Source organism: Pannonibacter phragmitetus DSM 14782 (genome assembly GCF_000382365.1).
Lineage (GTDB): Bacteria > Pseudomonadota > Alphaproteobacteria > Rhizobiales > Stappiaceae > Pannonibacter > Pannonibacter phragmitetus.
In genome coordinates, this window is the sequence record NZ_KB908222.1 from 137,113 (window position 1) to 161,329 (window position 24,217).

The 24,217-nt window shown below is 62.2% G+C and carries 21 protein-coding genes and 1 other RNA gene; 7 read left to right on the forward strand and 15 right to left on the reverse strand.

All coding sequences use genetic code 11. The features are described from left to right. Positions 1-5 precede the first annotated feature (5 nt). The 8 genes from tolR to H163_RS0113400 form a co-directional block, all read right to left on the reverse strand. Positions 6-449, reverse strand: coding sequence for a protein TolR (gene tolR, locus H163_RS0113365; protein ID WP_026355820.1), 444 nt, complete (start codon positions 447-449; stop codon positions 6-8). 3 nt (positions 450-452) lie between these two features. After that, positions 453-1,160 carry a protein TolQ gene (gene tolQ / locus H163_RS0113370; RefSeq protein WP_019965100.1) on the reverse strand — a complete coding sequence of 236 codons (708 nt, stop codon included), beginning with the start codon at positions 1,158-1,160 and terminating at the stop codon, positions 453-455. A 273-nt stretch (positions 1,161-1,433) separates the two neighbouring features. Then, positions 1,434-1,886, reverse strand: coding sequence for a tol-pal system-associated acyl-CoA thioesterase (gene ybgC / locus H163_RS0113375; protein WP_019965101.1), 453 nt, complete (start codon positions 1,884-1,886; stop codon positions 1,434-1,436). A gap of 115 nt (positions 1,887-2,001) precedes the next feature. Then, positions 2,002-4,113: a methyl-accepting chemotaxis protein gene (locus H163_RS0113380; protein ID WP_040678865.1), complete on the reverse strand. Its 2,112-nt coding sequence runs from the start codon at positions 4,111-4,113 to the stop codon at positions 2,002-2,004. A 161-nt stretch (positions 4,114-4,274) separates the two neighbouring features. Further along, complete coding sequence (ruvB, locus tag H163_RS0113385) at positions 4,275-5,321, reverse strand: Holliday junction branch migration DNA helicase RuvB (protein ID WP_019965103.1); 1,047 nt, start codon at positions 5,319-5,321, stop codon at positions 4,275-4,277. Between the two features lie 122 nt (positions 5,322-5,443). Then, entirely contained in the window at positions 5,444-6,061 is a 618-nt protein-coding gene (gene ruvA / locus H163_RS0113390) for a Holliday junction branch migration protein RuvA (RefSeq protein WP_019965104.1), read from the reverse strand. Next, on the reverse strand, positions 6,058-6,585 hold the full coding sequence (gene ruvC, locus H163_RS0113395; protein ID WP_019965105.1) for a crossover junction endodeoxyribonuclease RuvC: 528 nt from the start codon (positions 6,583-6,585) through the stop codon (positions 6,058-6,060). Before ruvC ends, ruvA begins: the two co-directional genes overlap by 4 nt. A gap of 201 nt (positions 6,586-6,786) precedes the next feature. Then, complete coding sequence (locus tag H163_RS0113400; RefSeq protein ID WP_019965106.1) at positions 6,787-11,769, reverse strand: autotransporter domain-containing protein; 4,983 nt, start codon at positions 11,767-11,769, stop codon at positions 6,787-6,789. Positions 11,770-12,656: 887 nt separating this feature from the next. Here H163_RS0113400 and H163_RS0113405 point away from each other — a divergent pair. Then, a complete protein-coding gene (locus H163_RS0113405) occupies positions 12,657-13,421 on the forward strand; it encodes a sulfite exporter TauE/SafE family protein (RefSeq protein ID WP_019965107.1) in 765 nt (254 codons plus the stop codon). Between the two features lie 12 nt (positions 13,422-13,433). Here H163_RS0113405 and H163_RS0113410 read toward each other — a convergent pair whose 3' ends face one another. The 7 genes from H163_RS0113410 to H163_RS0113440 form a co-directional block, all read right to left on the reverse strand. Continuing rightward, positions 13,434-13,733 carry a MazG-like family protein gene (locus tag H163_RS0113410; RefSeq protein ID WP_019965108.1) on the reverse strand — a complete coding sequence of 100 codons (300 nt, stop codon included), beginning with the start codon at positions 13,731-13,733 and terminating at the stop codon, positions 13,434-13,436. A gap of 63 nt (positions 13,734-13,796) precedes the next feature. Further along, positions 13,797-14,543, reverse strand: a complete 747-nt coding sequence (locus tag H163_RS0113415; RefSeq protein ID WP_019965109.1) for a YebC/PmpR family DNA-binding transcriptional regulator — start codon at positions 14,541-14,543, stop codon at positions 13,797-13,799. A gap of 262 nt (positions 14,544-14,805) precedes the next feature. Further along, the gene (locus H163_RS0113425) at positions 14,806-15,627 is read right to left on the reverse strand and encodes a TIGR00282 family metallophosphoesterase (protein WP_019965111.1); all 822 of its coding nucleotides are present in this window, start codon (positions 15,625-15,627) and stop codon (positions 14,806-14,808) included. Next, positions 15,624-16,235 carry a 5-formyltetrahydrofolate cyclo-ligase gene (locus tag H163_RS0113430; protein WP_019965112.1) on the reverse strand — a complete coding sequence of 204 codons (612 nt, stop codon included), beginning with the start codon at positions 16,233-16,235 and terminating at the stop codon, positions 15,624-15,626. Before H163_RS0113430 ends, H163_RS0113425 begins: the two co-directional genes overlap by 4 nt. 102 nt (positions 16,236-16,337) lie before the next feature. Beyond that, positions 16,338-16,494: non-coding RNA, 6S RNA (gene ssrS, locus H163_RS24000), on the reverse strand. A gap of 80 nt (positions 16,495-16,574) precedes the next feature. Further along, entirely contained in the window at positions 16,575-16,946 is a 372-nt protein-coding gene (locus H163_RS0113435; protein WP_019965113.1) for a cell division protein ZapA, read from the reverse strand. A 6-nt stretch (positions 16,947-16,952) separates the two neighbouring features. Then, positions 16,953-17,249, reverse strand: coding sequence for a DUF4164 domain-containing protein (locus tag H163_RS0113440; RefSeq protein WP_019965114.1), 297 nt, complete (start codon positions 17,247-17,249; stop codon positions 16,953-16,955). A 441-nt stretch (positions 17,250-17,690) separates the two neighbouring features. On the opposite strand from H163_RS0113440, the gene tkt reads away from it, so the two are divergent. From tkt to fba, 6 genes are all read left to right on the forward strand, one after another. Beyond that, a complete protein-coding gene (gene tkt / locus H163_RS0113445) occupies positions 17,691-19,679 on the forward strand; it encodes a transketolase (RefSeq protein ID WP_026355822.1) in 1,989 nt (662 codons plus the stop codon). Positions 19,680-19,869: 190 nt separating this feature from the next. After that, positions 19,870-20,880 (forward strand): type I glyceraldehyde-3-phosphate dehydrogenase, encoded by a 1,011-nt coding sequence (gene gap, locus H163_RS0113450; RefSeq protein WP_019965116.1) that lies wholly within the window; start codon positions 19,870-19,872, stop codon positions 20,878-20,880. A 26-nt stretch (positions 20,881-20,906) separates the two neighbouring features. Beyond that, entirely contained in the window at positions 20,907-21,194 is a 288-nt protein-coding gene (locus tag H163_RS24395) for a hypothetical protein (protein WP_147290457.1), read from the forward strand. A 68-nt stretch (positions 21,195-21,262) separates the two neighbouring features. Continuing rightward, positions 21,263-21,568, forward strand: a complete 306-nt coding sequence (locus H163_RS0113455) for a hypothetical protein (RefSeq protein WP_019965118.1) — start codon at positions 21,263-21,265, stop codon at positions 21,566-21,568. Further along, the gene (locus H163_RS0113460; RefSeq protein ID WP_019965119.1) at positions 21,565-22,758 is read left to right on the forward strand and encodes a phosphoglycerate kinase; all 1,194 of its coding nucleotides are present in this window, start codon (positions 21,565-21,567) and stop codon (positions 22,756-22,758) included. Before H163_RS0113455 ends, H163_RS0113460 begins: the two co-directional genes overlap by 4 nt. 380 nt (positions 22,759-23,138) lie before the next feature. Continuing rightward, on the forward strand, positions 23,139-24,206 hold the full coding sequence (fba, locus tag H163_RS0113465; RefSeq protein ID WP_026355823.1) for a class II fructose-bisphosphate aldolase: 1,068 nt from the start codon (positions 23,139-23,141) through the stop codon (positions 24,204-24,206). The last annotated feature ends 11 nt before the right edge of the window (positions 24,207-24,217 follow it).

The following is a 24,217-nucleotide window of genomic DNA, read 5'->3' on the forward strand; positions in this document are numbered from 1 at the left end:
GTTCCCTATTCTGCAAGAGTCACAAGGCCAAGGCGCTTGAAGCCGGCAGCGTTGATCCGGCCCATGATCTGCATCATCGTTCCATAGGCGGCCGTCTGGTCACCTTTCACGAAAATGCGCTCCTCGTAGCCGTTCTCGGCAATGGCCGTCAGTTTCGGCACAACTTCGTCCAGAGCGATCTCGGTGTTCTGGATGAAGATCTTGCCATCGGACGTGACCGAAATCGTGATCGGCTCATTGTCGCCCTGCAGCGGCTTTGCGGCCGTCTGCGGCAGATCCACCGGCACCCCGGAGGTCATCAGCGGTGCGGCCACCATGAAGATGATCAGCAGCACCAGCATCACGTCCACGAAAGGCGTGATGTTGATTTCGTTTACAGGCGCTGCGCGGCGGCCGCCGCGTCTGCGCCGCCCTCCGCCACCGCCGCCCGCTCCAACACTCATACCCATGGGTCAGATCCGTTCGTCAATCTGGCGGGACAGGATGGCCGAGAACTCGTCCGCAAAACCTTCCATGCGGGCGGAGAGCTTGGCCACGTCGGTCTGCAGCTTGTTATAGGCGATAACCGCCGGAATTGCGGCAAGCAGGCCGAGAGCGGTTGCCAGCAGAGCTTCGGCGATACCCGGAGCCACGACCGCCAGCGAGGTGTTTTCGGACTGGGCGATGGACTGGAAGGCCGTCATAATGCCCCAGACGGTGCCGAACAGACCGATGAAGGGCGCCGCCGAGCCAACCGTTGCCAGAACAAGCAGGCGGGATTCCAGGCGCTCCGTCTCGCGCGCAATCGTAACGTCCATCACCCGGTCGATACGCTGCTGCAGGCTCGCCAGGGCAGGCTTGGCGCCTTCATGACTTCGTTTCCACTCCCGCATGGCAGCCACAAACAGGGCGGCCATGGAGTGATTGGCCCGGCTCGACAGGGTCTTGTACAGTTCCTCGAGCGACTGGCCCGACCAGAATACGGTTTCAAACCGCGTCATCTGGCGCTTGGTGCGGGTGAAAAGCATCGCCTTGTCGACAATGATGGCCCAGCACCAGACGGACGCAATGATCAGGCCAAACATGACAAGCTTGACGATGATGTGAGCCTGCCAGAACAGGCCAATGAACGACATGTCGCCATGCGGGGCCGCCATGGTCGTCTGGGCGATTTCATTCATCTAAAAGGGACCTCTTGCCCGTGGAGTTGTCATCGTGAGTTAAAAGCACACCAGGAAACCTGCTGCGTCCCGGTGGCTTCGGTTTCCTCCCGGACTTTTGGTCTTCCTGACCGCTGAATTTGGCAAAACTGGGACTGCGCAACGCACGCAATCTCCCTTAAACAAAAGGATTAAGGTTACTGCCGTGTTAATGACGTTGCGTCGCACAAATTGATTTGATGCCAAAGGCTCAAAAAGCTTCCGGAAAAGACGCGCAAAGCCGGGTGGCGTTTCTTAATCCGGTTGCACCGGCAGCCTTGCTGCCAGCTCCGGCGGCAGACGCACAGGACGGCCGGAAGGGAGGATCACGGCAACCACGGCCTGAGCCGAAACCAGCAGCGCACCGCCGCACCAGATTTCCTGTTCCAGCACCAGACGGGCGCCGCGCGCTTCGCTGAGGCGTGTGCGGACCTCAAGAAGATCGTCGATACGGGCCGGCTTCACGAAGCGGATCGTCATGTCGCGTACGGCGAAGACGATCGGCTGCCCGTGGCTGCCATCTGCCAGCGCCGCATGATGCAAACCGCAGGCCCGCAGCAGTTCCGTCCGGCCACGCTCGAAGAACCGGACATAGGACCCGTGATAGACAAGCCCGCTGAAATCGGTGTCCTCGTAGTAGATGCGGACAGGAAGGAGGTGCACACCCTCCACGATCCGGCCACCGGTGGTGCTGTCTTGCTGCGTCATGATGCCTTCCGAACTCCCTGCCCGGCCGCATATGCGCGAAACGCCCGGCGCTTGCAAGCCCGCAATGGGCCAGCCTGCACCGGGCGTTTCAGGTCCGTATTCCGTTGTTCTGAGATCAGGCGGCGGCCACCTCGCGCAGGAAACGTTCCACCGATCGGCGCAGCGTATCGGCCTGCTGCTTCATGGTGAGCGTGGCTTCCTGCATGGCCGAAGCCGAGCCGGAGTTCTCTGAGATATCCGCATTGAGTGCAGCCACCGCATTGGCAACGGCCATGGTGCCATGCGCTGCCTCGGCAACATTGCGGGAAATCTCGCCCGTCGCCGAACCCTGCTCACGCACGGCCCCGGCAATCGAGGCCGTGTAGGTATTCACCTCTTCCATCGAATTGGTGACATCGGCAATCTCCTCGACGGCTTCTGCCGTGGAGTTCTGGATGGCGGAAATCTGGGCGGAAATCTCTTCCGTCGCCTTGGAGGTCTGGGTTGCCAGCTCCTTCACTTCCGCAGCCACGACCGCAAAGCCCCGGCCAGCTTCGCCCGCACGTGCCGCCTCGATGGTGGCGTTGAGGGCGAGGAGGTTCGTCTGCTCGGCAATGGCACGGATCAGGTCCACCACTTCGCCGATCTTGTTTGCAGCATTGGCAAGCCCGGCGATCTTCTGGTTCGACGACTGCGCATTGGCCGTGGTGCGCCCGACAACATCTGCCGTGGTCGCCACCTGACGTGCGATTTCCTCGATGGAGGCATTCAGTTCTTCCGTCGCGCTGGCAACCGCCTGCACGTTGGAAGAGGCATTCTCCGCATCACCGGCCGCCTGCGCCCCGCGATGAGAGGCTGTGTCGGAACGGCTGCTCAGGATGGCCGACGTTTCCTCAACACGGGCGAGATTGCTTTCCACCTCGGCCAGCAGGGCCTGCGCCTCCTCACGGAACCCGGCAATCAGGCCATCAATATGCTTCTCACGCTGCTCACGGGCCACATGGCCGGCACGGCGCTCCTCGGCGAGCCGTTCGCGCTCAAGCGAGTTCTCCTTGAAGACCTCGATGCAACGGGCCATCTGGCCGATTTCATCGCCCCGCTCCAGAGCATTGATGGCAACCGACAGATCGCCATCCGCAATCTGGCGGGCCGTGACGGACAGGGACTGCAGCGGAGCAAACATGCGGCTGGTCAGCCACCACATGACGGCAACGATCGGCAGGAGACAGACAATGCCCGCGATGACCGCTCCCCAGGTGATCTGGCGCGCCGCTGCATTCAGCTCGGCGCTCTCGACCGCAGCACCCACACCAAAGGGCTTGTCCACGCTCAATCCGTCCGTCACGGTGTAACGGAAATTGCTGCCGCCCAGCGTCACGAGGCCATCACCGGCGCGGATCGCGTCAAAGCGGAACGCCTCCGGGGCCTTGTCGCCATCGAACACGGCAACATTGCCGCCTGCATCAACCAGAAGAGCGCGTTCGGTTTCGCCGATGCCGCCTTTTGCCGCGATCAGGCCTGCGAGCTTGCTCATGTCGACCGTGTAGCCGATGACGCCGAAAAAGCGGTCATGCGAGAAGACCGGCGTTGCCAGCGTCAGCAGAACGCTGCCGTCAGCCGCAACGAGGAACCCTGACGAAGAGACCTTCGGCAGCGCGGTCTCCGTCTTTTCTGGAGTGTCCAGAATTGGCTTTGCCGCAGCCGTCAGCGGGCCGCCCAGCAACTCAGGCGAACTCAGGTTGCGGGCGAATTCCTCACCCTTCATGTAGCTGTAGATGACATTGCCATCGAGATCGATGAGCTGAATGTCCTTGAACAGCCCCTGATCCACGAAAGAGCCAACCGCCATGTGAATGGGCTTGTGATTGTTTGCGTAGAAGTTACCCGCACCCGACTCCACAAGCAGATGCCGCTCGTCCGGTCCATGCGGATTGTCTTCGACGAAGGTCTTACGGAGCTGTGCGGTCTGGTTTTCCTTCAGCACCTTCCAGCCAGCGGTCATTTTCATGACCGCATCCTTGGCATCAGACACAGATGCAAAAAAGCGGGCTGCATCAACACGCTGGTCAAGGGCAAGTTCCAGCGTGCGGTATTTGCCCAATGTTGCGCTTGAAAGGGCCTTGCTCGCCTGGCTGTCGGCCACGTCCCCCGCGAGCCGCGCAATGACAATGACAATGGCAAGGCACATGATGGCTGCGCCTGCGAAGAACATCGCAGCCACCTTGTTGGACAAGCGATTACGGATCATATGGGGTTCCTCCCTGAACTGGGAGGATCGTGGGCACACTTCCCGAAAAAAGCCTTAATCAGCGCCGGAAATAAGATACCCAACGACGAAATACTACCTTAATGAACACTTTTGATTGCAGCTCCCGACAATACACAACGTGACAGACATTTTTCCTTAGGTCACGCTTCAGCATCATCCGCGAACAGGCCAAGTTGCGGCGCAGCAGAACTTTGCGGCACTGCGAGGCCGAGATGCCGGAAGGCCTGCGCCGTCAGAACACGCCCGCGCGGCGTGCGCTGCAGGAAGCCGTTCTGGATGAGATAGGGCTCGACAATTTCTTCAATGGCGTCTCGCGGTTCGGACAAGGCCGCAGCAATCGTCTCGATACCTACCGGTCCGCCGCCGAAGTTGAGGGCGATCTGGTTGAGATAACGCCGGTCGAGACTGTCCAGCCCTGCACCGTCCACTTCCAGCTGGGACAGCGCCCGGTCCGCCATTGCCCGGTCCACCGTGTCGTTCCCGGCAAAGACCGCAAAGTCCCGCACCCGGCGCAGGAGACGCCCGGCGATACGCGGCGTGCCGCGCGCGCGCTTGGCAATTTCCCTTGCCCCATCAGGCGCCATGCCGATGCCGAGAATGCGCGCACCCCGGTTGACGATCAGCTCCAGCTCCTCGACCGTATAGAATTCCAGCCGCACCGGAATGCCGAAGCGGTCCCGCAGCGGCGTGGTCAGCAGGCCGAGGCGCGTGGTCGCGGCCACCAGCGTGAACTTCGCCAGATCGATCTTCACCGAGCGGGCGGCAGGCCCCTCACCGATGATCAGATCCAGCTGGAAATCCTCCATCGCCGGATAGAGCACTTCCTCCACCGCCGGGCTGAGCCGGTGGATCTCGTCGATGAAGAGCACGTCCCGCTCTTCCAGATTGGTCAGAAGCGCCGCCAGATCGCCTGCCTTGGCGATGACCGGGCCGGACGTAGCGCGGAAATTCACGCCGAGTTCGCGCGCCATGATCTGCGCCAGCGTCGTCTTGCCAAGACCCGGAGGCCCGACAAACAGCACATGATCCAGCGCTTCGCCGCGGGCTTTTGCCGCACCGATGAAGACCTTGAGATTGGCTCGCGCCTGCGCCTGACCGACGAAATCATCCAGCGCCTGCGGGCGCATGGTGGTGTCGATTTCGTCACCGCGAATTTCCGGCGTGACGAGGCGTTCGGTCTTCTCCATACGCTTTCAACTCCAGACCCCGCCCGTGGCAGAGTGATTGGCACAAGCCCGTGCGGCGCTTGAGCAGATCGGGGGCGCAATGCGTCAGCGCCTCAAAGTCCCGGCATTCCCTTGCCGCCTTCTTACTGGGCCAGTTCCTTCAGGCCAAGGCGGATCAGCGTTTCGGTCGTGGCATCCTCGCCGGCAGACTTCACCGCGCGCGCCACGGCCGCACTGGCCTGTGCCTGGGCATAACCCAGATTGGTGAGCGCCGAAACCGCTTCAGCCACTGGCCGGGCAGCGACATTCTCGCTCACCGTCTGTGCCACCGCCAGAGTGTCGGCATCAAGGCTGGAATAGCCCGGCGCCTTGTCCTTCAGCTCGATCACAAGCCGTTCGGCCACCCGCTTGCCGACGCCCGGTGCACGTGCCAGCGACGCCTTGTCCCCCAGCGCAATGGCGGTTGCCACTTCGCTGGCCTTCAGCACGCTGAGCACGGCCAGCGCCACCTTGGCACCGACGCCCTGCACGGTCATCAGCAGGCGGAACCACTCGCGCTCGGCCTCGGAGGAGAAACCGTAGAGCCGGATCATGTCCTCACGCACGATGGTCTCGATGAAGAGCACCGCCGCCTCACCGGCGCGCGGCAATCCCTGCAGCACCCGCGAGGGGCAGAACACCTGATAGCCCACGCCGTGGACATCGAGAATGAGGTGGTCGTCACCGTAACTGTCGACCGTACCCTTGAGCTTGCCGATCATGCTGCACCCCGTGCCAATGCCTCAGCCTTTGCCCGCACCGCCGAGGTCTTGCGATGGTGCGCGTGACAGATGGCGATTGCCAGGGCATCCGCCGCATCATCCGTATCAAACTGCGCCTTGGGCAGCAGGATCTTCACCATGTGGCGGATCTGATCCTTTTCGGCATGCCCCGTGCCCACCACGGTTTTCTTCACGAGATTGGGCGCATATTCGGCCACTTCCAGCCCGTGCAGCGACGGCACCAGCAGCGCAATGCCGCGCGCCTGACCGAGCTTCAGCGTCGCGCCTGCGTCCTTGTTGACGAAGGTCAGCTCAACGGCGGCCTCCTGCGGCGCATTCTCGCCGATGACCTTCTGCAGCCCGTCATGCAACTGCACCAGCCGGGCGGCCAGTTCCCGCTTGTCATCCGACGTGACGGTCCCGGCGGCAACAAAGGTCAGCCGGTTGCCCAGCGCCTCAATGAGACCCCAGCCAGTACGGCGCAGGCCGGGATCAATCCCGAGGATTCGAATCGGATGCATCATAGAACAAACCGGTAACAAAACTCCGGCTCCAGCGCCAGCCTGCTTGGCCTCAGGTGCCGTCAGGATGCTGTGTTTTCCCGCCTGAACAGAGCCCTCCGGACAAACCACCTTCAAAAAGCATGGGGCCGGAGCGGCAAATCCGCTCCGGCCCCACTGATCTTAGCCTTCCTTATCAAGCGGCATTCATGCCGCCGCCCCCCCTCAGAACTTCAGGGACATCTGCGCCGAGAAGGCGTTCTCGACAGCCTTGGATGAAATCTGGCTCTTGTAGTTCACCTGCACCGAAGCCCGGTCCGTGAAGGAATGGGACAGCCCGAGGCCAATCAGAGCCGTGTTGCGCGCAACTGGAACGCCCTTCACTTCAAACGGCGACGTGCTGCTGCCAAAGCGCATGGCAGCGACCGGTGCCATATCCCCGAAGGCATGCTGCCAGCCGAGTGAGACGGACGGAGTGAAGGTACGGCCCATGATGTTCACCTGGGTGGCCGCCCGCATGCCCAGCGAGGTGTAGAAGGTGTTCTGATCCTCCAGGCGCACCGTCAAAGCAGCCGGAGTGCCGTTTTCCTGCGCCGAGGCGCCGGCCAGATGAACGAAGGCAAGGCCTGCGAAGGGCTCGATGGCAACCTGACCCGCAGAGAAGCCGTAGGAGGCTTCACCGAAGACCTGCGCAGCCTCCTGCCTGTAGCCGGACTGTGTGCTGGCGGAGAAGCCCCGGATGGCTATGGAGCGGTCCAGCGATACGTCATGCAGGCCGTAGGACGCACCGCCCTTCAGGGCAACGCCGCCGAAGCGCGCCCCGCCATAGACACCAACCTCGTAATTGTCGATGTCTCCGGAGGAATTGCGGCTCGTCACATCAAAGCGGGACTGGCTGAAGCCTGCAACGACACCGGCGCGGGCGTTTTCTCCGATACCGGCATCAACACCAGCGAGGAAGCCAGCAAGACTGGATGAGATGGTCGCGGCATTGTTGCCATCAAACGCACGGCCCCAGCCGCCATGGCCCTGTGCCCAGATCGTGACACCGTGCTCACCGCCCATGCTGGACCTGCGCGGCCCGGCAGCATCTGCGGCAGATGCAAGCGCCTCATGTGCTGCAAAGCCCTGACGCAGGCGGGCGCCGACGGCATCACGCAGGTACGAGGACTGCTGCTGGATGACGGTGCCTGCCGAGGCATAGGCCTCACCGGACAACTGGTCGAGCGCAGGAGCAATCTCCGAACCGGAGAGAACAGCCAGCGCATCATAAAGCGTATCGCCGACCGGCAACCCCATCACGGCGCGGGCAGTGCTGCGCTGATTGTCCGTACGGGCGAAGTCAGCGAAGGTGAGGCCGTTGTAGTTCAGCGTCAGATAGACATTCTTCGCGTCATAGGTCAGCGCCGGCGACAGGAGCGCAAAGTTGGACGAGACGCTGCCGAAGGTTCCGTTCACCGCATCCGCACTGGTGATGATGGCATAGGTTGTCTGCGGCCGGTAGAAGCCGTTCTCACCGAGCACCTGCACGGATGCAGCGGACTCAATCGTGACCGCGCCAGAGGCAATGATCAGGTCATGCCGTCCTGAAGGCGTTGCATCCACCTGATAGACGGAGCCGCCAAGGAAGCTTACGGCGCCAGTCACAACCAGAGTGCCGGGCGAGTAGCCGGGCGCGACGACGGCGCCGGAATTGGCAACAATGCCGCCAATCGTGCCGGAACCACCCAGCTTGCCGCCATTGCCGATGGTGAAGACGGATGTGCTCCGTACGCCCTGCTCCAGCGTCACAACCGAATTATCGATCGTCACGGCTCCCTGATAGGGAGACGCAAAGGCAACCCTGCCGCCGCCCTGGAACAGCACCGCACCATTGCCGGAGATGGAGCCCGAGAAGGTGTAGTTGTCGGAGCGGTTGAAGATGAGCGTTGCGTTGTTCACGACGTCACCAACGATGGAGCCTGCGGTGCCGCCGTCACCGAGTTGCAGCGTGCCATCAGCAATGGTGGTCACACCGGAGTAAGTGTTCGTGCCCGTCAGAACCAGCGTGCCAGTGCCCGACTTGGTGAAGCCTGCCGCGCCCGAAATGGTGCCGGACAGGCTCAGCACCTTGCCGCCGGTCACGTCCAGAGCATTCTGACTGCCCTCGAGCGCAATGCCGCGCGCGGTCGAGATGGTCTCTCCAGCAGACAATGTGCCGCCTTCCAGAGCAATCGCACCGGCTGCGGAGCCCAGCGCGGCGTCGCTCGTGAAGCTGAGCATGCCGCCCTGAATGCGCGTTCCCCCGCCGTAGCTGTTCGTGCCCGTCAGAACCAGGGTGCCAGTACCCGACTTGGTGAAGCCGGCTGCGCCCGAGATCGTGCCGGACACCGTCAGCACCTTGCCGCTGGCAACATCGAGAGTATTGCTGCCGCTTTCAAGGACGAGATTGCGGGCGACAGCGACAGTATCGGCTGCAGAAAGCGTGCCGCCTGCGAAGGTCACCGCCCCGGACGCCGCACCCAGCGCTGAATCATTCACGAAGCGGAGCGTGCCGCCCTGAATGCGGGTTCCACCGGTGTAGGTGTTGTTGCCAAGGAGGAACGTGGTTCCACCCGCTGCATTTACCGAGCCATTTCCGGAGATGACCTGAGACATCAGGTAGTTCTGGCTGGTGTGATTGAACACAAGCGACCCGCCGGCAGTACCGAAGACGATCCGTGCCGTGTCCACGCTGCCAGCCGCCACTGCAGCCGACCCGGCATCCGCACCGATGATCAGCTTGCCTGAACCTTGGGAATCATATCCGACGCGGATCTCGTTGTCGGCCTTGATGACGGCTCCATCCGAAACGGTCACGACTGCGGTGCCGTTGTAGCCAACGTAGAAATTGCCCAGGGCGCTGTAGGTGTTGTTCGCCTTGGCCCAGAGCTGCGTGCCCTGCCCCGTAACAGTCAGAACGCCTTGCGATTTCGGGTCCATGCCGACGCCAACCGTCGAAGTGGTCACCACAGCGCCGCCGGAGATGGTGAGGTTGCCGTTTCCATTCACAGGATCAACGTCCCGGCTGCCGTTCTGGCCGCCGACGTAGATCCGTTCCGCGGCATCCACGACCGTGCCAGCACCAGTGATTGTCATGGAGACAAGATCGCTGCCGCCCGAACCGGCATAAATGCCGCTCGCATAAAGATAGGCACCATCAGACACCGTGACCGAACCACCGGCCGAGCTCAGCCAGGCAGCCTGGGACAGATCATTGGGATTGCCGATCTCCACACGGGTGTTCTGACCCGTGATCAGAATCTGAGCCCCCGCGCCGGTATAGACACCGGTGCTGCGGATAAAGGCGGAAGCACCCCCGGAGATGGTCAGGGAGCCCGAGGAACCGGCCGTCCGGGCGATATCGACACCGCCTGTGTTGGTCCAGGTGGTCCCGGCACCAGAGACCGTCAGGGACCCGTTGCCGCCGGAGCCTGCCTCCCAGGAGCCGGTTGAGAGCGCAAAGCGGCGTGACGTGAAGCTCGCGCCGTCTGAAACCGAAATGCTGCCTGTCCCGCCATTCTGACCGACGGTCAGTTCACCAGTGCTGGTCCAGCTTGCAGCAGCGCCGGAAAGCTGCACGGTTCCAACGCCGCCACCTGCCCCGCCGATGACACCGTTGCCGTTGGTAAGCGCGCCATTGCCACTGATGGAAAGCGTGGCAGCGGTGGAAGAGCCCACCGTCACGGAACCGGCCGTAAAAGCACCGCCTAGCGCAAGGGTCCCATCATTTACCGCGAGAGCACCACTCACGCTGCCGCCCGAGCCGGTCAGCGTCCAGGTTCCAGATCCCGACTTCGCCAGATCTGTGAAACCCTGATACTGGCCGGTAGAGGACAGCTGGCTTGCATCGAAAGTTCCCGCTCCGGTGCCGGTCAACTCGAGCGTGCTGCTGGTGCCAGACGTTGAAACAATACCGGTGATGGAGGATGTCTCCGTCAGCACAAGCCGGTTCGTGCCGCTGCCCATGCTGATGGCAGTATCCGTGGCGGAAGCGGCAGCAATCGTGCCGGAGTTGATGATCGTGGTATTGCCGTTTCCGGTCACAACTCCCGTGCCGTGCGGATGCGTCACCGTGATGGTACCGCTGTTTTCCAGCCGGTTCGTCGTGCCGTCCAGCGAAACACCGATCGACTGAGCCGTTACGGTGCCGCTGTTCGTGACGGAGATGTTGCCATCAACCGTATCGGCAGTTGCATTGGTGTGCCCGCTGAGCTGGCCACTGTCCGCATAGATGCCCATCTGACCGGAGAGCGTGCCGGCATTGACGATGGTGATATCGCCCTGCGGCGTCTCGGCACGGATGGCCGCATCCCGGTTTGCGGTGACAACGCCAGCGGCCTCGTTGGTGATGACGATATCACCCGTGGTCGATGCAGAACCGATAAGGCCTGCATAGCCGGCTGGCGCACGGATGGCGGCTCTGTCGGCATCAAGGCTACTGTCGCCAGTCGCCGTCACCGTGCCGCTGTTGGTGATGGTGGCTGTGCCGTTCTCCGTCGTGGCGTAGACGGCATTGTCCGTGTTGCTGGTCACGATGCCGGTGTTGGTGATCGTTGCGTCCCCATTGGCGGACCAGGCAATCAGACCCTGAAACAGGGTCGAGTGCACCTCGCCTTGGTTGACGATGCTGGCAAGGCCGTTATAGGCGATGACGCGAATGGCCGCAGTTGTGGCATTCACCGTTCCGGTTGCGGTGTTCGTAACCGAAATCGTCGCCGGATCCGTGCCGTTGTGGTTGCCGTCGGCATAGATGCCGCGCCCGCCCGTGGAGGTGACGGCTCCGCTGTTGGTGATCGTGACGGCACCCAGATTGCTCGTGGCGCTGATGGCAGCCACATCCGAATTCGGAGCCTGAAGCGATATCGTTCCGGCGTTGTCGATGGCTATGTTGCCGGCAAAGTCGTTCTTCACCCAGATCGTGCCGAAACCGCCAGCAGCGCCCGAACTGGCCGTAACGCCGGAAGCAATGTTGACCGTCGCATTGACAGTGACAGGAATGTACTGCGGCGGCGTGCTGCTGTCCGTGCCGAACTGCATGACCAGGCCGCTGTAGTCCGGCCGGTTGATCGACGTCGTGCCGGTCAGATTGACCGTCTGATTATAGGTGCCGGCTGTCTGCGGCGAAGCATAGATGACAGATGCCACACTTTCGCTATCGACCGTCAGAGAGCCATCTCCCGCCGTCATGCTCACACTTGCACTGGTTGCGTCACAAGATACGAGCACCGTCGTCCCAGTTACAGAGCAGGCAGCTTCTGCAGGCTGAGAGTAGACGGACGAAAAGGCCATTATCGCGCCAGCAACAGGCAGGCTCATCACGCGCAGTGGAGCAACAATGGCAGATGTGAGTAACAGATTCTTTTGGTGCAGACTGGACCGGCGGCCTCCAGACAGCTTTGTGGCAAGGTGACTATAATCAACATCACCCACAGCAACTATCTTACCCATCATCATTGCCCCAGACATCAAAAATAATACAATCAAGGCGTGAGCCCCACAGCCCCCTTGCCCCATACATGAACGGAAGTTTGCACAGAAGCCTATAGAGGCACAATCACTCCCCGTGGATCAAACACGCAAGAAAAGCGGGTTTCTGCACTTTGCTGCATTTTGGCATCACCAGAACAAAAGAGAACATCCAAAGACTAGGAGAAAAGCATGAGCAATATCGATAATTTATTTTGACCAAAATTAATTTACTTAACCAAGAACAACGAAGAATATTCACTTGAATAAATCATATATTAACAAAAATTACTAACACGAACAATGAGTTCAAAAGAGACAATCATAAATGGAAAGCCGTATTTTCGATGATTTTTTGCAAGCACATCACACTTAAAATGGGAGAGATTCAGCAATATGTAAGCTGAAACGGCGGAGTTCCCGCCTGCCGGGCGGGTATCCTCCATCTATCGGCCCTGAAGAACTTGGCAGCCAAGACATTACCTGCAGGCACAGCCCTGGCGACAGAGCCCCCGAAGCCAGCAGATCGCGCCCTGAAATCTTCATTGCAGCATGGGCTTGACCAATCCCGATGTGCCAGACTCACCAGGAACTGGTATTGAAGGACGATGGATAGTCTGATCACAGCCTATGGCTGGCCCACCCTGATCACGGGCCTTCTGGTCCTTTTCACCGGAGGTGTAGTTCGTGGCTTTGCCGGTTTTGGCGCGGGCATGATCTTCATGCCGGTGGCTTCTGCGCTGTTCTCGCCGCCGGTAGCGGCGGGGGCCTTCCTGCTGCTGGATTATTTCGTTGCCCTGCCACTGTTGCCGCGCGCCTTGCGCCTGTGCGACTGGCGCACGGTGCTGCCTGCCGTTCTGGCCGCAGTTGTCTCAGTGCATCTGGGGGCCTGGCTGCTGGTGAGCACTGATCCGCTTGCCCTGCGCTGGGTCATCTGTCTTGTGGTGCTGGCTCTTCTGGGGCTGCTGATCTCGGGCTGGCGCTACAATGGCACACCTTCACCTGCCACATCCGCAGGCGTCGGCGTGGCAGCCGGCATCATGGGCGGGGTTTCGCAGGTTTCCGGCCCGCCCGTTGTTGCCTTCTGGCTGTCGAGCCCGCATCCTCCGCATGTCATCCGCGCCAATCTCATCGTCTTCTTCGCGCTGGCAGGAACAGGAAGCCTGCTCGCCTATCTGCTTGCAGGCGTGTTCAACGGCCAGGTACTGGCGCTCGCGATTGGCGGCATCGCGGTCTATGGGCTCGGACTTTATCTGGGTGCCCGGGGCTTCGTCCGGGCCGATCCTCAGCTCTACCGCCGCATCGCCTACAGCCTCATCGCCCTTGCTGCCCTCACGAGCCTGCCTGTGCTGGACAGCTGGCTCGGGCGCTGATCAGCGGCAGGGTCACTCCTGCGGCAGCGATCCAAGCCACTTGGCGCATTTGCCGCTCACAAGCCGCTGCCATTCGGCGTGGAAGGTTTCTTCATCGGGGCAGGCCTGCGCCAGGATGGCAAGGGCGACGATGGCTGCATCCACGGCCTCTTCGCGCACATCCTGCAGCGTCAGCCCCTTGTAGGCAGACCCCGGCGCGCCAGTGGCGGACAGAACCGCCTGCGCCACCTCGCCGGCTTCCTCGCTCAGCTTCAGGGTGCGCTCCTGCAGGGTCTTCGGGTCGAGGCGGCTGAGACGGAAGATTTCCTGCAAGATAAGGCTCCAAAGAAAAATGGCGCCGGGCAAACCGGCGCCATGAAGGGCTTGATCTGGCCTTCAGCCTGCAAGGCTGGCCATGGTTTCCTCGTCGATGTCGAAGTTGGCGTAGACGTTCTGCACGTCATCATCATCTTCCAGCATGTTGACGAGCTTCATCAGCGTCTGGGCCTTGTCGGCATCCACCGGCGTCAGGTTCTGCGGCTTCCAGATGATCTTCACCGATTCCGCTTCGCCCAGCGTTGCTTCCAGGGCCTTGGACACCTCGCCCAGATCCTCGAAGGTACAGATGATGACGTGGCTGTCTTCATCTGACTGAACGTCTTCGGCGCCCGCCTCGATGGCGGCTTCCAGAACCGCCTCGGCACCACCGGCCTTGGCCGGGTAGATGATCTCGCCGACCTTGTCGAACATGAAGGACACCGAGCCGGTTTCGCCCATGGCGCCGCCGCACTTGGTGAAATAGGAACGCACGTTGGAGGCGGTGCGGTTGCGGTTGTCGGTCAGCGCCTCGACGATGACGGCAACGCCGCCGGGGCCGTAGCCCTCGTAGCGGATTTCGTCGTAGGACTCAGCGTCACCGCTCTGCGACTTGTTGATGGCCCGCTGGATGTTGTCCTTGGGCATCGACTGGGCCTTGGCGTTCTGGACGGCCAGGCGCAGGCGCGGGTTGGAGGCGGGGTCCGGATCGCCGTGCTTGGCCGCAACGGTGATTTCCTTCGACAATTTGGAGAAAAGCTTCGACCGGGCAGCGTCCTGGCGGCCCTTGCGATGCATGATGTTCTTGAACTGTGAATGTCCGGCCATGGTCTTCCCGGCAGTTGAGACGGCCGGAGCCAAGGCCCGTCAGGACCAGACAATGCTCCGGCGCATGAAGAATGGGCAGCCTTATAGGCAATGACGCGGGTAAAATCCAGACACCCCGCCGCTTCTCTTGCGCACGGAGGGCCGGATCTGCACTGTTGTCATGCCAAGGCGCGGAGATGCTGACGCATCACGCCTTGGAATAGCTCAAGCGCCGCACGGGCTTGGCCAACTTCCCGTGAGACATTCCCACCGGCAGTTGGTGTCAGCGCCAGAAGTGCGGGATCACCGGCTCCAGCCGCCCGCCCAGACGCAACGGAGCCACCGCGATGGCAAGACCCGTGCGGTCATCCGTCTCTACTGCAACACCGCAGACGGTCGCCTCGCCCAGCGCCGGGGTGAAGCGGTTTGAAGGCACCTTGCGCAGGAAGCGCTGCACCGGCTCTTCCTTTTCCATGCCCAGCACGCTGTCATAATCGCCGCACATGCCCGCATCGGACATATAGGCCGTGCCGCCCGGCAGAATCTGGTGATCGGCCGTCGGCACATGAGTGTGCGTGCCCACCACAAGGCTGACGCGGCCATCGAGGAAATGCCCCATCGCCTGCTTTTCGCTGGTGGCTTCCGCATGCATGTCGATGATAATGGCATCCACCACATGGCCGAGCGGACAATCGGCAATGGCCCGCTCCACGGCGGCGAAGGGATCATCCAGCGGATCCATGTAGACCCGGCCCATGACGTTGACGACCGCCACCTGCGCGCCGTTGCGGGCAGAATAGATGTTGACGCCGCGTCCCGGCGTTCCGGCCGGGAAGTTGACCGGACGCAGCAGGCGCGGCTGCCGGTCGATATAGACGAGGGTTTCGCGCTGGTCCCAGACGTGGTTGCCGGTGGTGACCACATCGGCGCCCGCATCCACCACATCCTGAAGGATCTGCTCGGTGATCCCGAAGCCGGAGGCAGAGTTTTCGCCATTCACCACGACGAAATCGAGGCCGTTTTCCTCGATCAGGCCCGGCAGAGCCTCAATGGCAGCGGTGCGGCCGGCCCGGCCGACCAGATCACCCAGAAACAGAAGCTTCATCGGTCCTCTCGTGTGTGAAACCAGCGCAGCCCGGTTTCAGTCAGGATGCCGTGGAGAAGCTGGTCATGCGGTTCTATGGGCACCTGATCCACTTCCTGGACCGAAAAGGCAAGCCCGATGCGCAGGATCGGGCCGTCTTTCTCCAGCGCCGCAATCGCCGTGTCGTAATGCCCCTTGCCGTAGCCCAGCCGCCCGCCGCGCGCATCAAAGGCTGCCAGCGGCACCAGCATCACGTCCGGGCGCATGAGCGGAGACGTTTCCTCGGGCACGCTCGTGCCGAAACCTGCCGGCACCAGTTTCGTTTCCCGGTCCAGCTTGCGGAACAGCAGATGCGGTTTTGCCACGACCGGCAGGCAGAGAGGATGGCCGCGGGATGCCAGTTCATGCATCAGCGGACGCGGATCGATCTCATCGCGAATCGGCCAGAAGCCGGAGACGGTTTCGCCGGGCTTCAGGTTCAGCCCGTCCACGTGAGCGGTCAGGGCGAGGGAGCCCTCGATCCGGTCCACCGGCGCCATTGCAGCCCGGCGCGCCAGCGCCCCGGCGCGGATCTGCTGTTTGGCCTGAACAAGACCGGTGAGAGCGTTGCGGGTGTCAGTGGCGGGCATCGAACCTCGCTGGGAACCGGTCCGGCAATCGGTGGGACTGTCATCCGGCGCACCTTTTCAGGCAGCGGCGGGCCGCAGATCCGGCCCTCAGAAGAATGGTAAAGTGCAGCCACGGCGACCGTTGGAATTGCAATCCCGGGAAACCTACAGTGTAGGTGGGCGCCGTTTGTTCCAGCCCAGGGGCCGGATCAGGGACAGCTCCCTAGGGAATGCGTAAGGCCCCGGGGATAATGTTTCCTGACGGGAAGCGCAGCTGCTGATCCAGATATAGAGCCAGAGCGCTGCATTTGAAAGCCCTTCGCGCAATCGCAGGCGTCATCGTCCCCCGCCGGACTACACTCAATCGGTCTTGAGGCTGCGGGTCAGGCCTTCGGCCAGCGCTTCGATCTTGCGGGCGGCCTCGTCGATGCGCAGCACGACGGTGGCCTCATTGCGGTTGATATGCTCCAGCGCCGCCTGGCGGGCATCACGCACCATGGAAAGCTCCTGCTCCAGCTGCTGCACGCGCTTTTCGAGCTCGACCAGTTCGTCAATCACCATGATTCCGGCCATGACGGTGAGCCGCTGATCGCCGATCTCACCGAAACTGCCGCGCAACTGGTTGATGCAGCCATCAAACCGCTCGGCAAGACCGATCAGCCGGTCCTCCTCGCCGTCGTCACAGGCCATACGGAAGGCCCTGCCGTTGATGGTGACGGAAATCTGCGCCATCCGCCCTCAGCCTCCGTGTGCTTCGAGAACGGAGCGGATCGTCTCCATGGCGGAAACGAGTCGGCGGGACACTTCGCGGTTGGCCTCTTCCAGGCTTTGCGCCCGGGCCTCGGCCTTGTCCAGGTTCATCGCCAGCTGCGAGCGGTCCTCGCCAAGGCGCTGGATGTCGTCATGCAGGGCGTTGAGGGAATGGTCGCCATCCAGGCGCCGGCCAACCGACGTTTCCAGATGGGAAATGGCAGTCGCAAGGCGCGTCAAGGCAGCATCCAGAGACTGGCTATGACCTGAGCCCAATTCTGCCATCAAACCGCATCCACTTTCAAAAACCGCCTTCAGGACCCTGCGTAGGGGTATTTCCTGAGCGTAGACCACCAGCGCCCGCTGGCGTGACACATATGGCCCGCCGCAAAAACTAAAGCAAATTGCGAGCAGGCGGCAATAACCGGATGACCACACTTAACGGATTTCGCCCGGACCGCCTTCGCGGCATAAAGATTAAGCAATCGTTAAAAGCGCCGTCAATGGCGGCATTCGGCTCTGCGGCGTTTCTCCCCCGCCATCCCGTCATTTCATGCAAGTGCGGCCTTTGTTGACACCACTAGGGTTCCTGTTATTTGTCGGGCTCCCTGAATGGCTGGCGAGGGGCAAAAGGCACGGCAAAGGCTGCTGCCTGCCTCTCCGGCGCGGGGAAACACAGATTCTCAGATAGCCCTGCGGCGTGCCGCATGCAGCAACGGGATGAACATGACTGATCTTGAAAAGCATCACCGCATGGCGAATGCGATCCGCTTCCTTTCCATGGACGCGGTCGAAAAGGCCAAATCGGGCCATCCCGGCCTGCCGATGGGCACTGCCGACATCGCCACGGTTCTGTTCACACAGTTCCTGAAGTTCAACCCCACCGCCCCGCACTGGGCCGACCGCGACCGCTTCGTGCTGTCCGCCGGTCACGGCTCCATGCTGCTCTATTCCGCGCTCTACCTGCTCGGATATGAGGATTTCCCGCTCGATCAGCTGAAGAATTTCCGTCAGATCGGCGCCCGCACGGCCGGCCATCCGGAATTCGGTCATGGCGCCGGCATCGAGACGACCACCGGCCCGCTGGGCCAGGGTCTTGCCAACGCTGTCGGCATGGCCATTGCCGAGAAGCTGCAGGCAGCCCGTTTCGGCGAGGATATCGTCGATCACTACACCTATGTGCTGGCCGGTGACGGCTGCCTCATGGAAGGCATCAGCCAGGAAGCCCTGACGCTCGCTGGCCACCTGAAGCTGAACAAGCTGATCGTCATCTGGGACGACAACAACATCTCCATCGACGGCAAGATCGATGTGACCGATTCCACCGATCAGATCGCCCGCTTCGAAGCCTCCGGCTGGGCCACCAGCCGCGTCGACGGCCATGATCCGGAAGCCATCGCCAATGCCCTGCGCAAGGCGCAGGAGAGCGGCAAGCCGACGCTGATCGCCGCCAAGACCGTGATCGGTTTCGGTGCGCCGACCAAGGCTGGCACCAACAAGGTGCATGGCTCACCGCTGGGCGCGGACGAAATCGCCGCCACCCGCAAGGCGCTGAACTGGAGCCACGAGCCCTTCGTCGTGCCGAGCGACGTGCTTGACGCCTGGCGCATCGCAGGCCTGCGCTCCGCCCATGCGCACAAGAGCTGGGAAAAGCGCTTCGCCGCCAAGGATGCGGAAACCCGCGCCGAATTCGAGCGCCGCAACCGCGGTGACCTGCCGGCCGGCTTCGATGAAGCGATGCTGACCTATAAGCGCAAGCTGTTCGAGGAGCAGCCCTCGCTCGCCACCCGTCAGGCCTCCGAGCATGTGCTGAACGTGGTCAACGAGGTGATCCCGGAGACGATCGGCGGCTCTGCCGACCTGACCGGCTCCAACAACACCAAGACCCCGCAGACCAAGGCCGTGACGCCGGATGACTTCTCCGGCCGTTACATGCACTGGGGCATCCGCGAGCACGGCATGGCCGCTGCCATGAACGGCATGGCCCTGCATGGCGGTTTCATCCCCTATTCCGGCACCTTCCTGGTGTTCTCGGACTACTGCCGCCCGGCCCTGCGCCTTGCTGCCCTGATGGAACAGCGCGTCATCCACGTGATGACCCACGATTCCATCGGCCTTGGCGAAGACGGCCCGACCCACCAGCCGGTGGAGCATTACGCCGCCCTGCGCGCCATCCCGAACCTCTACTTCCTGCGCCCGGCCGACGTGACCGAGACGCTGGAGTGCTGGCAGATTGCGCTGACCGCCGACAAGACCCCGTCGGTGCTCGCCCTCACCCGTCAGGCCCTGCCCTCGCAGCGCAAGACCTTCGAGGAAGAGAACCTCTCCGCACGCGGCGCCTATGAACTGGCGGGCAGCGAAGAAGCTGCGGATGTGACGATCTTCGCCTCCGGCTCGGAAGTCGAAATCGCCATGAACGCCCGCGAAAAGCTGATGGCTGACGGCATCCCCGCCCGCGTCGTCTCCGTGCCGTGCTTCGAGCTGTTCGAAGCCCAGTCGGACGACTACAAGGCCTCCGTCATCGGCAGCTCGAAGGTGAAGATCGCGGTCGAGAGCGGCATCCGCCTCGGCTGGGACCGCTTCATCGGCAACGACGGCATCTTCGTCGGCATGCACGGCTTCGGCGCATCGGGCCCCTACAAGGAGCTCTATGCCCACTTCGGCATCACCGATACGGCGGTTGTGGACGCTGCCAAGGCGCGCCTCGGCGCCTGATCCGGCCCCGGTGCAGCGGGCCATGGGGCCTGGCTGCCGCCGGAAGACACCAGAACTCTCGCCTCCGCCGCCCGGCGGAGGCTCCTGAGCCCGGGCAGGCCCTCTCCTGCCCTTTCGCAAGGCCGGCCCGGTCTGGGCTGGCGAAAGGCGTCCTCCATAACGGCGCCACGCATGTATGGGAGTTATTCACATGGTGACCAAGGTTTCGATCAATGGATTTGGCCGCATCGGCCGCAACGTGCTGCGCGCGATCGTCGAGTCCGGCCGCACCGACATCGAAGTCGTATCCATCAACGACCTCGGCCCGGTGGAGACCAACGCGCATCTGCTGCGTCATGATTCGGTGCACGGCAAGTTCCCGGCGACCGTCGCCGTGGAAGGCGACAGCATCCGCATCAACGGCGGCAAGCCGATCAAGGTGACCGCGATCCGCGACCCGAAGGAGCTGCCGCACGGCGAGCTGGGCGTCGATGTCGCCATGGAATGCACCGGCATCTTCACCGACAAGCCGAAGGCTGAAGCGCACCTCGCCGCTGGCGCCAAGCGCGTTCTCGTCTCCGCTCCGTCCAACGGCGCTGACAAGACGATCGTTTACGGCGTGAACCACGATGCGCTGACGGCTGCCGACCTCGTCGTCTCCAACGCCTCGTGCACCACGAACTGCCTGGCTCCGGTTGCCTATGTTCTCAATGCCGCCATCGGCATCGAGAAGGGCTTCATGACCACGATCCACTCCTACACCGGCGACCAGCCGACGCTGGACACCATGCACAAGGACCTGTACCGCGCCCGCGCTGCAGCCATGTCCATGATCCCGACCTCGACCGGTGCCGCCAAGGCCGTGGGCCTTGTGCTGCCGGAGCTGAACGGCAAGCTGGACGGCGTGTCCGTGCGCGTGCCCACCCCGAACGTCTCCGTGGTGGACTTCAAGTTCATCGCCAAGCGTTCCACCACCGTGGAAGAGATCAACAGCGCCATCCGCGACGCTGCCAACGGCAAGCTGAAGGGCATCCTCGGCTTCACCGACGAGCCGCTGGTGTCCATGGACTTCAACCATGACAGCCACTCCTCGATCTTCCACATGGACCAGACCAAGGTCATGGACGGCACCCTGGTGCGCATCATGAGCTGGTACGACAACGAGTGGGGCTTCTCCAACCGCATGTCGGACACCGCTGTGGCACTCGCCAAGCACATCTGATAACTTTCCCCCAAAGGGGTAAGGTCATGGACGACGCATCGAAGCCGGTGGAAGACTTCAGGCAACTGGTTGATTTGATATCAGACCGGTTTCCCAATCTCCGCTGTCTTCGATGCAGCCATGATGGTTTTTATATGTCTCAAGATCTGTCGCCTCCCGGCTTCAGCTTCGGTGAAGTCCCGGATATAATATTGGCCTCAGAACGTGCAGGCATACGCCCGGTCACGACGCTTGTTTGCAGGCGTTGCGGGCACATTGAGCAGCATCTGACCAAGATTCTGATCAACATGCTTCCGGACAAGGGTGAATCCTGATGGCAAGCATTGTCCCCTTTCCACCGGGTAAGGAACCCCAGTCTGGAGGGGGATCAGGAGGACCGACGATGGAACAGCGCGTGGCTGCTCTCGAAGAGACCTGTTCCCGTATCGAGGCGGCACTTTCCAGACTTGAGCCTGCAATCCGCCAGATTGCCGAGGACAACAAGGATTTCAGAAAAAGCCTGACCAGCCTGGAGGTTAATGCCGCCAAACTTGATGGCAGACTTTCAGGGATTGAGGGACGCCTTTCCGGACTGGCGGACAGACTTTCGGCAATGCCGACAATGTTTCAGCTGGCGCTTGCACTACTCACCACATGGGGAGCAGGAAGCGCCATTGTTTTCACCGTGATGAGATACGCCCAGCCATGACCTTCAAGACAATTGACGATGCCGGCGAAATCGCAGGCAAGCGCGCCCTTGTGCGTGTGGACCTCAACGTCCCCATGAAGGACGGCAAGATCACCGACGACACCCGCATCCGCGCCGTCGCCCCCACCATCCGCGAGCTGTCGGACAAGGGTGCCAAGGTCATCCTGCTGGCCCACTTCGGCCGCCCGAAGGGTGAAGTGGTGGCGGAGATGAGCCTTGCGCCGGTGGCCCCGGCGGTTGCTGCCGTCATCGGCCGCCCGGTCGCCTTCTGCGCCGACTGCATTGGCGAGGCTGCGGCCGGTGCCGTCGCCGCCATGCAGGACGGCGACGTGCTGCTGCTGGAGAACACCCGTTTCCACAAGGACGAGGAAAAGAACGGCGCCGACTTCACCGCCGCTCTGGCTGCCAATGGCGACCTCTATGTGAACGATGCCTTCTCAGCCGCCCACCGCGCCCATGCCTCCACCGAGGGCCTTGCCCGGCTGCTGCCCGCCTATGCCGGCCGCTCCATGCAGGCCGAGCTGGAAGCGCTTGGTGCGGCCCTTGGCTCGCCCAAGCGGCCGGTTCTGGCCGTTGTCGGCGGTGCCAAGGTATCGTCCAAGATCGACCTGCTGGAAAACCTCGTCACCCGCGTCGATATGCTCGTCATCGGCGGCGGCATGGCCAACACCTTCCTCGCCGCCAAGGGCGTCAATGTCGGCAAGTCCCTGTGCGAGCATGACCTTGCCCCCACCGTGCTGAAGATCCTGGCTGCTGCCGAAAAGGCCGGCTGCGAGATCGTGCTGCCGGTGGATGCGGTCGTCGCACGCGAGTTCAAGGCAGGCGCTGCCAACGAGACCGTCAGCCTCGACGCTATCCCCGCCGATGCCATGATGCTGGACGTGGGTGCAGCCTCCATCGAGACGGTGAAGGCCAAGATCGACGGGGCTTCCACCCTGGTGTGGAACGGCCCGCTCGGCGCCTTCGAGATCGAGCCCTTCGACAAGGCAACCGTCGCCGCTGCCCAGCATGCGGCCAGCCGCACCAAGGAAGGCAAGCTGCTCTCCGTCGCAGGCGGCGGTGACACGGTGGCTGCCCTCAACCACGCAGGTGCAGCCGGTGACTTCTCCTATGTCTCCACCGCTGGCGGGGCGTTCCTCGAGTGGCTGGAAGGCAAGGATCTGCCGGGCGTAACAGCCCTGCAGGCCTGAGCCTGACAGTTCATCAAGTCTTGCGGCGCGCCGGTCCAGTATTGGCGCGCCGCCTCTTGCCCGTGAGCCCTGCAAGGCACCTATTTAATTCGGGCATCAAATTAAAAATGTTCGAATTTTCCTGCGTTTACCGGCATTTAAATTGATTTATGGGCTCCGGCCCCATCTTCCCAAACCGCTGAATTTTGCTAGAACGGCCACGGTTTTGTCGCAGTGCGAAACTTATCTGCGGCCCACGCCGCCGTTGCACGGCCAGCGCGGGAAAACGCTTCGTTCAATTGGCAAGACCGATGGAACAGGCGGACCACGCGCAGTGTTTGAGCAGGCAGGTCCGGAGCCGGGTCAGGGCTTCGCATGGATCTGGAACAGGAGAGATTTCGATGGCACGCATTACACTTCGTCAATTGCTCGATCATGCTGCGGAACACGACTATGGCGTTCCGGCCTTCAACATCAACAATATGGAACAGGCGCTTTCGATCATGGAAGCCGCCGATGCGACCGATTCCCCGGTCATCATCCAGGCCTCGCGCGGCGCCCGCTCCTATGCCCATGACGTCATGCTGAAGCACATGATGGACGCGGTGACGGAAATCTATCCGCACATCCCGGTCTGCGTGCATCTCGACCATGGCAACGAACCGGCCACCTGCATGACCGCCATCCAGGCCGGCTTCACCTCTGTGATGATGGACGGCTCGCTGAAGGCCGACGGCAAGACCCCGGCTGACTGGGCCTATAACGTCGGCGTCACCAAGGCCGTGACGGACATGTCCCATCTGGGCGGCATTTCCGTCGAGGGCGAGCTGGGCGTGCTCGGCAGCCTTGAGAGCGGCATGGGCGAAGCGGAAGACGGCCATGGCGCCGAAGGCCAGCTGAGCCACGACCAGCTGCTGACCGACCCGGAAGAAGCGGTGAAGTTCGTGCGCGAGACCAAGGTTGACGCGCTGGCCATCGCCATGGGCACCAGCCACGGCGCCTACAAGTTCACCCGCAAGCCGGACGGCGCGATCCTGGCCATGCACGTGATCGAGGAAATCCACCGCCGCCTGCCGGAAACCCATCTGGTGATGCACGGCTCCTCCTCGGTGCCGCAGGACCTGCAGGACATCATCAACCAGTACGGCGGCAAGATGCCCCAGACCTGGGGCGTGCCGGTGGAAGAAATCCAGCGCGGCATCAAGAATGGCGTGCGCAAGATCAACATCGACACCGACAACCGCATGGCGATGACCGGCCAGATCCGCAAGATCCTTGCCGAGAACCCGGGCGAGTTCGATCCGCGCAAGTATCTCAAGCCCGCCCGTGATGCCATGACCAAGCTCTGCAAAGAGCGTCTGCAAGACTTCAACACCGCCGGTCAGGCCTCGAAGATCAAGCGCGTCCTCACCCTCACGGAAATGGCCGCCCGCTACAAGTCCGGCGCACTGGATCCGAAGATCTCGTAAGGCTTTCGAAC

Excerpts from the sequence above, each read along its gene's own strand:
- tolR (WP_026355820.1), bottom strand. The coding sequence starts at position 449 with ATGGGTATGAGTGTTGGAGCGGGCGGCGGTGGCGGAGGGCGGCGCAGA.
- tolQ (WP_019965100.1), bottom strand. The coding sequence starts at position 1,160 with ATGAATGAAATCGCCCAGACGACCATGGCGGCCCCGCATGGCGACATG.
- ybgC (WP_019965101.1), bottom strand. The coding sequence starts at position 1,886 with ATGACGCAGCAAGACAGCACCACCGGTGGCCGGATCGTGGAGGGTGTG.
- H163_RS0113380 (WP_040678865.1), bottom strand. The coding sequence starts at position 4,113 with ATGATCCGTAATCGCTTGTCCAACAAGGTGGCTGCGATGTTCTTCGCA.
- ruvB (WP_019965103.1), bottom strand. The coding sequence starts at position 5,321 with ATGGAGAAGACCGAACGCCTCGTCACGCCGGAAATTCGCGGTGACGAA.
- ruvA (WP_019965104.1), bottom strand. The coding sequence starts at position 6,061 with ATGATCGGCAAGCTCAAGGGTACGGTCGACAGTTACGGTGACGACCAC.
- ruvC (WP_019965105.1), bottom strand. The coding sequence starts at position 6,585 with ATGATGCATCCGATTCGAATCCTCGGGATTGATCCCGGCCTGCGCCGT.
- H163_RS0113400 (WP_019965106.1), bottom strand. The coding sequence starts at position 11,769 with ATGACGGCGGGAGATGGCTCTCTGACGGTCGATAGCGAAAGTGTGGCA.
- H163_RS0113405 (WP_019965107.1), top strand. The coding sequence starts at position 12,657 with ATGGATAGTCTGATCACAGCCTATGGCTGGCCCACCCTGATCACGGGC.
- H163_RS0113415 (WP_019965109.1), bottom strand. The coding sequence starts at position 14,543 with ATGGCCGGACATTCACAGTTCAAGAACATCATGCATCGCAAGGGCCGC.
- H163_RS0113425 (WP_019965111.1), bottom strand. The coding sequence starts at position 15,627 with ATGAAGCTTCTGTTTCTGGGTGATCTGGTCGGCCGGGCCGGCCGCACC.
- H163_RS0113430 (WP_019965112.1), bottom strand. The coding sequence starts at position 16,235 with ATGCCCGCCACTGACACCCGCAACGCTCTCACCGGTCTTGTTCAGGCC.
- H163_RS0113435 (WP_019965113.1), bottom strand. The coding sequence starts at position 16,946 with ATGGCGCAGATTTCCGTCACCATCAACGGCAGGGCCTTCCGTATGGCC.
- H163_RS0113440 (WP_019965114.1), bottom strand. The coding sequence starts at position 17,249 with ATGGCAGAATTGGGCTCAGGTCATAGCCAGTCTCTGGATGCTGCCTTG.
- tkt (WP_026355822.1), top strand. The coding sequence starts at position 17,691 with ATGACTGATCTTGAAAAGCATCACCGCATGGCGAATGCGATCCGCTTC.
- gap (WP_019965116.1), top strand. The coding sequence starts at position 19,870 with ATGGTGACCAAGGTTTCGATCAATGGATTTGGCCGCATCGGCCGCAAC.
- H163_RS24395 (WP_147290457.1), top strand. The coding sequence starts at position 20,907 with ATGGACGACGCATCGAAGCCGGTGGAAGACTTCAGGCAACTGGTTGAT.
- H163_RS0113455 (WP_019965118.1), top strand. The coding sequence starts at position 21,263 with ATGGAACAGCGCGTGGCTGCTCTCGAAGAGACCTGTTCCCGTATCGAG.
- H163_RS0113460 (WP_019965119.1), top strand. The coding sequence starts at position 21,565 with ATGACCTTCAAGACAATTGACGATGCCGGCGAAATCGCAGGCAAGCGC.
- fba (WP_026355823.1), top strand. The coding sequence starts at position 23,139 with ATGGCACGCATTACACTTCGTCAATTGCTCGATCATGCTGCGGAACAC.